The sequence below is a fragment of the Acidovorax sp. CF316 genome (assembly GCF_000276605.1).
In the GTDB taxonomy this organism is placed as follows: domain Bacteria; phylum Pseudomonadota; class Gammaproteobacteria; order Burkholderiales; family Burkholderiaceae_C; genus Acidovorax.
This window is the reverse complement of sequence record NZ_AKJX01000033.1, coordinates 1-9,324: the sequence shown is the minus strand read 5'-3', so window position 1 is coordinate 9,324 and position 9,324 is coordinate 1. Positions and strand designations below refer to the sequence as shown.

The 9,324-nt window shown below is 68.5% G+C and carries 10 protein-coding genes; 5 read left to right on the top strand and 5 right to left on the bottom strand.

What is annotated here, in order from left to right:
* The first annotated feature begins 147 nt into the window (after positions 1–147).
* A complete protein-coding gene (locus tag PMI14_RS04560; protein WP_035202342.1) occupies positions 148–1,431 on the top strand; it encodes an O-acetylhomoserine aminocarboxypropyltransferase/cysteine synthase family protein in 1,284 nt (427 codons plus the stop codon).
* Between the two features lie 19 nt (positions 1,432–1,450).
* Here PMI14_RS04560 and egtB read toward each other — a convergent pair whose 3' ends face one another.
* Positions 1,451–2,734 (bottom strand): ergothioneine biosynthesis protein EgtB, encoded by a 1,284-nt coding sequence (gene egtB / locus PMI14_RS04555; protein ID WP_035202340.1) that lies wholly within the window; start codon positions 2,732–2,734, stop codon positions 1,451–1,453.
* 85 nt (positions 2,735–2,819) lie between these two features.
* Entirely contained in the window at positions 2,820–3,932 is a 1,113-nt protein-coding gene (gene egtD, locus PMI14_RS04550; protein ID WP_007850294.1) for an L-histidine N(alpha)-methyltransferase, read from the bottom strand.
* Positions 3,933–4,199: 267 nt separating this feature from the next.
* Between egtD and PMI14_RS04545 the strand changes: the two genes are divergently transcribed.
* The 3 genes from PMI14_RS04545 to PMI14_RS04535 all read left to right on the top strand — a co-directional run bounded on the left by PMI14_RS04545 (position 4,200) and on the right by PMI14_RS04535 (position 6,249).
* Positions 4,200–5,258 (top strand): metal-dependent hydrolase, encoded by a 1,059-nt coding sequence (locus PMI14_RS04545; RefSeq protein ID WP_007850292.1) that lies wholly within the window; start codon positions 4,200–4,202, stop codon positions 5,256–5,258.
* Between the two features lie 116 nt (positions 5,259–5,374).
* Complete coding sequence (locus tag PMI14_RS04540; RefSeq protein ID WP_007850291.1) at positions 5,375–5,626, top strand: DUF1272 domain-containing protein; 252 nt, start codon at positions 5,375–5,377, stop codon at positions 5,624–5,626.
* The gene (locus tag PMI14_RS04535; protein WP_007850289.1) at positions 5,623–6,249 is read left to right on the top strand and encodes a LysE family translocator; all 627 of its coding nucleotides are present in this window, start codon (positions 5,623–5,625) and stop codon (positions 6,247–6,249) included. The genes PMI14_RS04540 and PMI14_RS04535 overlap by 4 nt, the downstream gene beginning before the upstream one ends.
* On the opposite strand, the gene PMI14_RS04530 is transcribed toward PMI14_RS04535, so the two are convergent.
* Together PMI14_RS04530 and PMI14_RS04525 are read right to left on the bottom strand one after the other, a co-directional pair.
* A complete protein-coding gene (locus PMI14_RS04530; RefSeq protein WP_035202339.1) occupies positions 6,246–6,851 on the bottom strand; it encodes an OmpW family protein in 606 nt (201 codons plus the stop codon). The two genes, PMI14_RS04535 and PMI14_RS04530, sit on opposite strands and share 4 nt — an antisense overlap.
* Positions 6,852–7,034: 183 nt before the next feature.
* Positions 7,035–8,027, bottom strand: coding sequence for a DUF808 domain-containing protein (locus PMI14_RS04525; protein WP_007850287.1), 993 nt, complete (start codon positions 8,025–8,027; stop codon positions 7,035–7,037).
* Between the two features lie 206 nt (positions 8,028–8,233).
* Between PMI14_RS04525 and PMI14_RS04520 the strand changes: the two genes are divergently transcribed.
* Positions 8,234–8,938, top strand: a complete 705-nt coding sequence (locus tag PMI14_RS04520; RefSeq protein ID WP_007850286.1) for a methyltransferase — start codon at positions 8,234–8,236, stop codon at positions 8,936–8,938.
* 72 nt (positions 8,939–9,010) lie between these two features.
* Here the strand turns inward: PMI14_RS04520 and PMI14_RS04515 are convergent.
* Positions 9,011–9,324: phosphoribosylformylglycinamidine synthase subunit PurQ (locus tag PMI14_RS04515; RefSeq protein ID WP_007850284.1), on the bottom strand; the 314-nt coding region annotated here is incomplete at its 5' end.

The following is a 9,324-nucleotide window of genomic DNA, read 5'->3' as shown; positions in this document are numbered from 1 at the left end:
GGCAGGCGCGGCCCTGCCATTGCTGGCCGCATAAGCACATACGAAACGATTCGATCTGGCCCTGGAGGGGCGATGGAAGAATGGTTCGGGCACTCCATCGGGGTGCCAGGCCCCTTCGTACCAACCCCTTCCAGAGACAAGCCAACCATGCAGATCGAAACCCTGGCCGTGCACGCCGGCTACAGCCCCGACCCCACCACCAAGGCCGTGGCGGTACCCATCTACCAGACGGTGGCCTACGCCTTCGACAGCGCGCAGCACGGCGCCGACCTGTTCGACCTCAAGGTGCCGGGCAATATCTACAGCCGCATCATGAACCCGACCAACGATGTGCTCGAAAAGCGCATCGCGGCACTCGAGGGCGGCATTGCGGCGCTGGCCGTCGCATCGGGCATGGCGGCCATCACCTACGCCATCCAGACCATTGCCGAGGCGGGCGACAACATCGTTTCGGCCAGCACGCTCTACGGCGGCACCTACAACCTGTTCGCGCACACCCTGCCCCAGCAGGGCATCACCACGCGCTTTGCCGACCCGCGCGACCCGGCCAGCTTTGCCCAGCACATCGACGCACGCACCAAGGCCATCTTCATCGAAAGCATCGGCAACCCGCTGGGCAACGTGACCGACATCGCCGCCCTGGCCAAGGTGGCGCACGACCATGGCGTGCCACTCATCGTGGACAACACCGTGCCCACGCCCTACCTGCTGCGCCCCATCGAGCACGGCGCCGACATCGTCGTTCACTCGCTCACCAAATACCTAGGCGGCCACGGCAACAGCGTGGGCGGCGCCATCGTGGACAGCGGCAAGTTCCCTTGGGCCGAGCACAAAGAGCGCTTCCCGCGCCTGAACGAGCCCGATGTGAGCTACCACGGCGTGGTCTACACCGAGGCCCTGGGCCCCGCCGCCTTCATCGGCCGCGCCCGCGTCGTGCCCCTGCGCAACACCGGGGCCGCACTGGCGCCGCAGAACGCGTTCTTGATCCTGCAAGGCATCGAAACCCTGGCCCTGCGCCTGGACCGCATCTGCGACAACACCCTGGCCATCGCCGAGTACCTGCAGGCCCACCCCAAGGTCGAATGGGTGCGCTACGCCGGCCTGCCCGACCACCCGGACCATGCACTGGTCAAGCGCCAACTGGGCGGGCGGGCGTCGGGCATTTTGAGCTTTGGCGTCAAGAACAGCGATGCCGATCCGCGGGCGGCGGGTGCGCGTTTTCTCGATGCGCTGCAGCTGTTCACCCGGCTGGTGAACATCGGCGATGCGAAGTCACTGGCAACGCACCCTGCATCCACCACGCACCGCCAGCTCAATCCCGAGGAACTGGCCAAGGCGGGGGTGAGCGAGGGGATGGTGCGCTTGTCGGTGGGGATTGAGCACATCGACGACCTGAAGGCGGATCTGGAGCAGGCGCTGGGCAAGGTGTGACCGCGCAGCGGCCTACCGCTCAGACATCCCGCGCCAACCGCACCCCCGCAAACTGCCACCGCGCAGTCGCCGGAAAAAAATTGCGGTAGGTCGCCCGCACATGCCCCGCAGGCGTGGCGCACGAGCCCCCGCGCAGCACGTACTGGTTGACCATGAACTTGCCGTTGTACTCGCCCACGGCGCCCTCGGCCGTGCGAAAGCCGGGGTACGGGGCGTAGCTCGACTGGGTCCACTGCCAGGCGTCGCCGAACACCTGCGCCATGCCCGGGCCCTCGGCCGCGCCGGGGTGCAGCGGGGCATCGGGGCCGTCGGCGAAATGGCCTTGCAGGGGCTGGCGCGCGGCGGCGCATTCCCATTCGGCCTCGGTGGGCAGGCGGGCGCCGGCCCAGCGGGCGTAGGCGTCGGCTTCGTAGTACGACAGGTGCACGGCGGGCAGTGCGCTGGCCAGGGGGACCAGGCCGGCCAGGGTGAACTCGTGCCAGGCATCACCCTCGTCATCACCACCGCCCAGCCCCGCGCGGTGCCAGTAGATGGGCTGCGTAAGGCCCTGCGCGGTGCGCCAGTCCCAGCCTTCGGCCAGCCAGTGCACGGGGTTGCGGTAGCCGCCGTCTTCGATGAAGGCGGCGTACTCGCCGTTGCTCACCAGGCGCGATGCCAGGGCGTGGGGCTGCACGTAGACGCGGTGGCGCGGCAGTTCGTTGTCGAAGGCAAAGGTGCCGCTGCCGGCATGGTGGCCGATTTCGACCACGCCGCCGTCGCTGCGGTGCCAGATGAGGGGCTGGGCCAGGCCGCCATCGGTGGTCGGGTGCAGCGCATGGTAGGCCGGAAACAGCGGGTTGCACGAGAGCAGGTGCTTGATGTCGGTGACCAGCAGCTCCTGGTGCTGCTGCTCGTGGTGCAGGCCCAGTTCGACCAGGGCCTGCAGCCTGGCGTTGTCTGCCTGGCGGGCCAGGAGGGCCTGCACGCGCTCGTCCACCTGGGCGCGGTAGGCCAGCACCTCGGCCAGCGAAGGGCGTGTGAGCAGGCCGCGCTGCGGGCGCGGGTGCTTGGCACCCACGCCGTTGTAGTACGAATTGAACAGCACGCGAAACGCCGGGTGGAACGGCGCAAACGCCAGTTCGTGCAGCTCCAGCACAAAGGTCTCGAAAAACCAGGTGGTGTGTGCCAGGTGCCACTTGGCGGGGCTGGCGTCGGGCATGGACTGGGCGCAGGCGTCTTCGGGCGACAGGGGCGCCACCAGCTCGACCGAGCGCTGGCGCACGGCGGCATAGTCGGCGGGCCGGGGGGGCGGGTTCGTCGTCATCCTGCCAGTGTGCCCCACTGGTGCGGCATGTGGCTGTACCAACCGCAGGGGCAGGCCGGTGCCGGGCAGCGGCGGAAAGCGCGCGTCAGGGTTGCGCATGCACCACCGCAAACCAGCCGCGCGGGTCGGTCCAGGCCCGGGCGCGCGAGAAGCCGGCACGCGCCAGCAGGTCGGTGAAGGCGGGCAGCGTGTACTTGTAGCTGTTCTCGGTGTGGATGCATTCACCGGCCGCAAAGTCGCGTACGCCGCCACCGGGCCAGCGCACCTGCAGCGGCGACATGGCCTGCAGGTGCATCTCGATGCGCGAATGCAGGGTGTTGAAAAAGGCCAGGTGGCGCCACTGCGCGGGGTCGAAGTTGCTTCCGATGAGGCGGTTCACGTGCGTGAGCACGTTGAGGTTGAAGGCGGCGGTGACACCGGCCGCATCGTCGTACGCAGCCTCGAGCACATCGACCTCCTTGGGCAGGTCGATGCCGATGAGCAGGCCGCCGTCGGCATCGGGCTCACCCTCGCCATCGACCAGCTCGCGCATCTGCTCGAGCAGCATCAGGGCGTGCGGCGGATCAAAGTTGCCGATGGACGAGCCGGGGTAGAACACCAGGCGCCCGGTGCGCGGGATGTCGGCCGGCAGGGTCACGCCGCGCGTCATGTCGGCGCCCACGGCGCGTGCGTCCATGTGCGGGAACTCCTCGCGCATGCGGGCCACAGCGCCTTGCAGGAAATCGGCCGAGATGTCCACGCCCACAAAGCAGTCTGGCGCTAGCGTGCGGCACAGCGTGCGCGCCTTCTCGCAGTTGCCCGCGCCCAGCTCGATCAGCGTGCGGCCCTGGCCTACGGCGGCGGCAATGGCGGCGGCGTGCTGCTGCATCACGGCGTGCTCGGTGCGCGTGGGGTAGTACTCGGGTAGGCGGGTGATGGACTCGAACAGCTCCGAACCGAGCTGGTCGTAGAAGTACTTGGGCGAGATCGTGGCGGGCTGCAACAGCAGGCCCTCGGTGATCTCGTAGTAGACCGATTGCTCCGCCAGCGCCCGGGGCGCCTGAGAGGTGATGGAGGCATCGGCACTGTCCGGCTCCGGGGCCAGCCCCTCGAAGGCTTCGAAGGCCAGATGGGGTGGCTTGGCATTCCAGGCTGCCTGGCGCTGGGCGCCCCGGGTTGGAAGCAAGGGCGACGGATTCTGGAGGAGTGCGTGGGCCATGGTTCGCAAGGTTAGCGGGGGGTGTACAGCCCCCAAGTAGGACGACCGCCCGTGTGCCTTGCCCGGTGGATGCACCAAGCCACCACGCACCGTGGGCAAGCATGCATGGCCCGGGTACCGGCTGGGCGCACACCCGGCCTGTCATCGAGCCAAGCCACCATCATGGGCCCCTGGCGCGGGCACGGCAAGCCCTGTTTCGGCTGGCCCGCATTTCGCTTGCTGTCACACCTTTGCCGCAATCATCGCTACACAAGGACACACCGACCCATGGATTCATTGACCCAGATCGCACTGGGCTCCGCCGTCACCCTCGCCACCATGGGCCGCCGCACCGCCGCATGGAAAGCCGTCTTCTGGGGCGCCGTGGCCGGCACCCTGCCCGACCTGGATGCCTTCATCGACCATGGCGATGCCATGCTCAACATGGTGCTGCACCGCAGCAGCAGCCATGCCCTGCTGACCCTCACACTTTTGTCAGGCCCGCTGGCCTGGCTGGTGGCGCGCCTGCATGGCGAAACGCCGCACCTGCTGCGCTGGTGGCTGGCCCTGTGGCTGGCGCTGGTCACCCACCCGCTGCTGGATGCGATGACGATCTACGGCACGCAGCTGCTCTACCCCTTCACCAACCACCCGTACGGCGTGGGCAGCGTGTTCATCATCGATCCGCTGTACACGGTGCCGCTCGTCATCGGGGTGATCGCGGCCCTGGCCCTGCGCGGCGGCCGCGGCCTGCGCTGGAATGCCTGGGCGCTGGTGTTCAGCACCGCCTACCTGGGCCTGGGCGTGCTGCTGCAGCAGCATGTGGAAGGCATTGCGCGTGCATCGCTGCAGTCCGAGGGCATCACGGCCGAGCGCGTGCTGGTGACGCCCGCGCCGTTTTCTGCGGTGCTGTGGCGCGTGGTGGCGATGACGCCCACACACTACCTGGAGGGCTTTCGTTCGCTGGCCGATGGCGGCCAGCAGCCCATGCGCTGGACGCGCCATGAGCGCGGTGCCGACCTGTACGCCACCTACCAGGGCAATGCGCATGTGCAGCGCCTGTCGCGCTTCACCCATGGCTTCTACCGCATGAACGAGGCGGGCGGGCACATCTACATCACCGACCTGCGCATGGGCATGGAGCCCGCGTACCCGTTCCACTTCGATATCGGCACGCCGCAGCAGGTGCTGGCGGGCACCGCCAAGGCCCGGCAGGAGTGGCAGCGCCCCGACCTGGAAACCGCCCTGCCCTGGCTGTGGCGCCGCATGCTGGCGCTGGACGATGCGCCCCTGCGCCCGGCGGGTACCGCGCCCAAAACACCTGCCCCGACCACCCCGGCAGGCTGAGCCAGCAGGCAGACGGGCAGTACAGACGGCAGCGCTGGCAACCGCCGTCTGTGTCTTGCCGCGCAGGGCCGCTGCGCATAGAGTGGCCGGTTCACCGACCACCCCGAGGCCCCGCCATGCTCCAGATGCGCCCCAGCTGCGAATGCTGCGACAAAGACCTGCCGCCCGACACCACCGAGGCGCGCATCTGCACCTTCGAGTGCACCTTCTGCAGCACCTGCGCGGGCGGCCCGCTGGGCGGCATCTGCCCGAACTGCGGGGGTGAACTGCTGCAGCGCCCGCGCCGGCCCGCATCCAAGCTGGCCAAGTACCCCGCATCGACGGAGCGCGTGCACAAGCCGCAAGGCTGCGGCCCGGTGCTGGCATGAACGCGACCACGCTGCTGGTCTTTGCGCTCGTGGCCCTGGTGGCCATTGCCACACCCGGGCCCACGGTGCTGCTGGCGCTGGCCAATGGCTCGCGCTATGGCGTACGCCGCTCCGTGCCGGGCATGCTGGGCGCCGTGGCCTCCGACTTCGTGCTGGTGGGCGCCGTGGCGCTGGGCCTGGGCGCGCTGCTGGCGGCTTCGGAGTTCTGGTTCTCCGTCGTCAAATGGGTGGGGGCCGCCTACCTGGCATGGCTGGGCGTGCGCCTGCTGCGCTCGCAGGGCGGGCTGGACCTGTCGCAGGCCGGCGGTGCCGAGGGTGTGACGGCCCGCGGCGTCTTTGCCAAGTCGTTCCTGGTCGCGGTGACCAACCCCAAGGGCTACCTGTTCTGCTCGGCCCTGCTGCCACAGTTCATCGACGCGAATGCACCGCAGTGGCCCCAGTACGCCGCCATTGCGGTGGTGTTCGCGGGCCTGGATTTTGCGGTGATGCTGGCCTATGCCATCGTGGGCGCCAAGGCCGTGCAGTTGCTGCGCCGCCGCGCGGTGCTCTGGCTCGACCGCTGCTGCGGCGGTGCGCTGCTGGCCTTGGCGGGGTCGTTGGCCTTTTATCGCCGCAGCGCTTAGAACCTGTAGCCCAGGCCGATGCCGAACAGAACGGGATCGACCTTGAAGGTGCCGGCCTTGGCACTGCCCGCGAACACGTCGGCCTGGATGTAGACCTTCTTCAGGTCCACGTTCAGGTACAGGTTCTTCGACAGCGGAATGTCCACCCCCACCTGCAGGGCTGCGCCCCAGCTGTTCTTGTCGATGCCCACGCCGGCGGGCAGGTGCACGCTGGAGAAGCGCGTGTAGTTCAGGCCCGCGCCCACATAGGGCTTGAAGCCGGGGGCATCGAAGTGGTACTGCAGCAGCAGCGAGGGCGGCAGGTGCTTGAGCGTGCCGATCTTGCCGCCGAGCGTGCTGGCGCGCACGTCGTGCTTTTGCGGCACGGTGAGGACCAGTTCGGCGGCGATGTTCCTGGTGAAGAAGTAGGTGACGTCGACCTCGGGAATGGCCTTGTCATTGACCGACAGACCCAGGCCGGTGGTGTCCTTGTTGGCGCTGTCCAGGTTCACGGCGCGGGCGCGCACCAGCCAGGGGCCTTCGGATTCTTGTGCCATGGTGGCGCCGGATGCCAGCGCGCAGGCGGCCACCAGGGCCAGTTTCAGCAGCTTGTTGTTGTTCATGGGAGCGATCGATTCGATGCGGTTGAACGGGGACGACCCCCGTGCATGCATTGGGCCCCCGCACGCCCGCGCGTACCTTGCCGCAGATCAACCGATGGGCCGGCCGGCGCGGCGCATCAGGCCCCGAATGGCGGGGCTTCGATCTGGATCAACAACGGTGCGTGGTGCGTGGTGCGTGGCGCTTCAGTGCGCGGCCGCGCCCTTGCCACGCATTTTTTGCACGACGGTCACCACGGCCACCACCAGGCCACCCGCGACGATGCCCACCACGGCATTGAGCAGATTGGAGATCAGCCCGCCCCACAGCGCGCCCGCGGGCCAGGTGCCGGCTGCAGCGCCCGCGCCTTCCACGGCGTGGTGCAGGGCCGGAATGCCGTGTACCAGGATGCCGCCACCCACCAGGAACATGGCGGCCGTGCCGGCGATGGACAGGAATTTCATGAGCCAGGGCGCCGCATTGACGATGCCCGTGCCCAGGGCCTTGGCCACCGCGCTGCGCTTGTTGTTGAGCCACAGGCCCAGGTCGTCGAGCTTGACGATGCCCGCCACCAGGCCGTACACCCCCACCGTCATGATGACGGCGATGCCCGTCAGCACGGCCACCTGCTGCGCAAACGAGGCCGTCGCCACCGTGCCCAGCGTGATGGCGATGATTTCTGCCGACAGGATGAAGTCGGTGCGCACGGCGCCCTTGATCTTGTCCTTTTCCATGGCCACCAGGTCCACGGCCGGGTTGGCATTGGCCTGGGCACGGCTTTCGTGCTCGGCCTCGTCCTTGCTTTCGCTGTGCAGGAACTTGTGGGCGATCTTCTCGAAGCCCTCGAAGCACAGGAAGGCGCCGCCGATCATTAGCAGCGGCGTGACGGCCCAGGGCGCGAAGGCGCTGATCAACAGCGCTGCCGGCACCAGGATGGCCTTGTTGACCATGGAGCCCTTGGCGACGGCCCAGACCACGGGGATCTCGCGCTCGGCGCGCACGCCGGTGACCTGCTGGGCGTTGAGCGCCAGGTCATCGCCCAGCACGCCCGCCGTCTTCTGCGCGGCCACCTTGGTCATGACCGAGACGTCGTCGGCCATGGCGGCGCTCTTCTTGGCCGCCACCTTGGTCATGAGGGCGACGTCGTCGAGGATGGTGGCGATATCGTCCAACAGGGCTAGAAGGCTGCCAGCGGCCATGGGATGTCCTTGGGTGGTGGTTCGGTCAAAGCGCCGACTATAGCAATGACCTGGGTCAATTCCACACGCTGCCAGGGGCCACCGCACGGCGCCGCAAAGGCCTTGCAGAGGACGCGGCCCGCCGTGGCTTTGGCAAAAGGCGCATACTCGGCGCTCACACCACCAACCTTTTGGGGTCCCTTGACAACGGGCTTCTCGCCCGAGCCATGCCAGGCTACCTCACCAAGCAAGACAGCGTCGCCATTGCCGGCGCCGCCAACCTCACCATCCGTTCGCTGCTCGACAAGCAGCAGTTCTCCGACCCCCTGGGCGAGGCCGAGCGGCTGGGCATCTCGTCCGCCCTGTGGCCGCTGTTCGGCCTGCTGTGGCCCTCGGGCGAGCAACTGGCCGAGCGCATGGCCACCCGGCCGCTGCAGGCGGGCGAGCGCGTGCTGGAGATCGGCTGCGGCCTGGGCCTGGCCAGCCTGGTGTGCCACCGGCGCGGCGTGGACATCACCGCCAGCGACGGCCACCCGCTGGCCGACAGCTTTCTGCTGGAGAACCTGCGGCTGAACGCCCTGCCGCCCATGAAGTACCGTGCCGGGCACTGGAACCCACCGCAAGGCGCCGAGGGCGACGGCCCCGCTGCCAGCACCGTGAGCGGCCGGTTCGACCTGATCATGGGCAGCGACGTGCTCTACGAGCGCGACGCACGCGCCACCCTGGCCGGCTTCATCGACCGCCATGCCGAAGTGGGCGCACAGATCTGGATCGTGGACCCCGACCGCGGCAACCGCAGCGCCTTCCACAAGCAGATGGCGGTACACCGCTTCGAGGTGGTGGAAGAGCGCCTGGACCACCCAGCCCTGGACGACCGCCCCGCCTACAAGGGCCGCCTGCTGGTGTACCAGCGGCCTGCCCTCGCCGGGTAGGTTCTCACCGCCCATGAAAAACGGGGCCGAAGCCCCGTTTTTATGGTCAGTACCGCCGCAGCGGCAATCCCATCAGCCCACCCACTTGCGGGCATTGCGCCAGATGCGCATCCACGGGCTCAGCTGGCTGCGGTCCTCGCTGGTCCAGCTCATCTGCACGTTGCGGAACACGCGCTCGGCGTGCGGCATCATGGCCGTGAAGCGGCCGTCGGCCGTGGTCACGGCGGTGAGGCCGCCCGCGCTGCCGTTGGGGTTGAAGGGGTACTGCTCGGTGGCTGCGCCGTGGTTGTCCACATAGCGCATGGCCGCAATCGCCTTGTCGGCATTGCCGCGGTAGCGGAAGTTGGCGTAGCCCTCGCCATGCGCCACGGCGATCGGCAGGGGGG

Excerpts from the sequence above, each read along its gene's own strand:
- PMI14_RS04540 (WP_007850291.1), top strand. The coding sequence starts at position 5,375 with ATGCTCCAGATGCGCCCCAGCTGCGAATGCTGCGACAAAGACCTGCCG.
- PMI14_RS04560 (WP_035202342.1), top strand. The coding sequence starts at position 148 with ATGCAGATCGAAACCCTGGCCGTGCACGCCGGCTACAGCCCCGACCCC.
- PMI14_RS04535 (WP_007850289.1), top strand. The coding sequence starts at position 5,623 with ATGAACGCGACCACGCTGCTGGTCTTTGCGCTCGTGGCCCTGGTGGCC.
- PMI14_RS04545 (WP_007850292.1), top strand. The coding sequence starts at position 4,200 with ATGGATTCATTGACCCAGATCGCACTGGGCTCCGCCGTCACCCTCGCC.
- egtD (WP_007850294.1), bottom strand. The coding sequence starts at position 3,932 with ATGGCCCACGCACTCCTCCAGAATCCGTCGCCCTTGCTTCCAACCCGG.
- PMI14_RS04525 (WP_007850287.1), bottom strand. The coding sequence starts at position 8,027 with ATGGCCGCTGGCAGCCTTCTAGCCCTGTTGGACGATATCGCCACCATC.
- PMI14_RS04520 (WP_007850286.1), top strand. The coding sequence starts at position 8,234 with ATGCCAGGCTACCTCACCAAGCAAGACAGCGTCGCCATTGCCGGCGCC.
- PMI14_RS04530 (WP_035202339.1), bottom strand. The coding sequence starts at position 6,851 with ATGAACAACAACAAGCTGCTGAAACTGGCCCTGGTGGCCGCCTGCGCG.
- egtB (WP_035202340.1), bottom strand. The coding sequence starts at position 2,734 with ATGACGACGAACCCGCCCCCCCGGCCCGCCGACTATGCCGCCGTGCGC.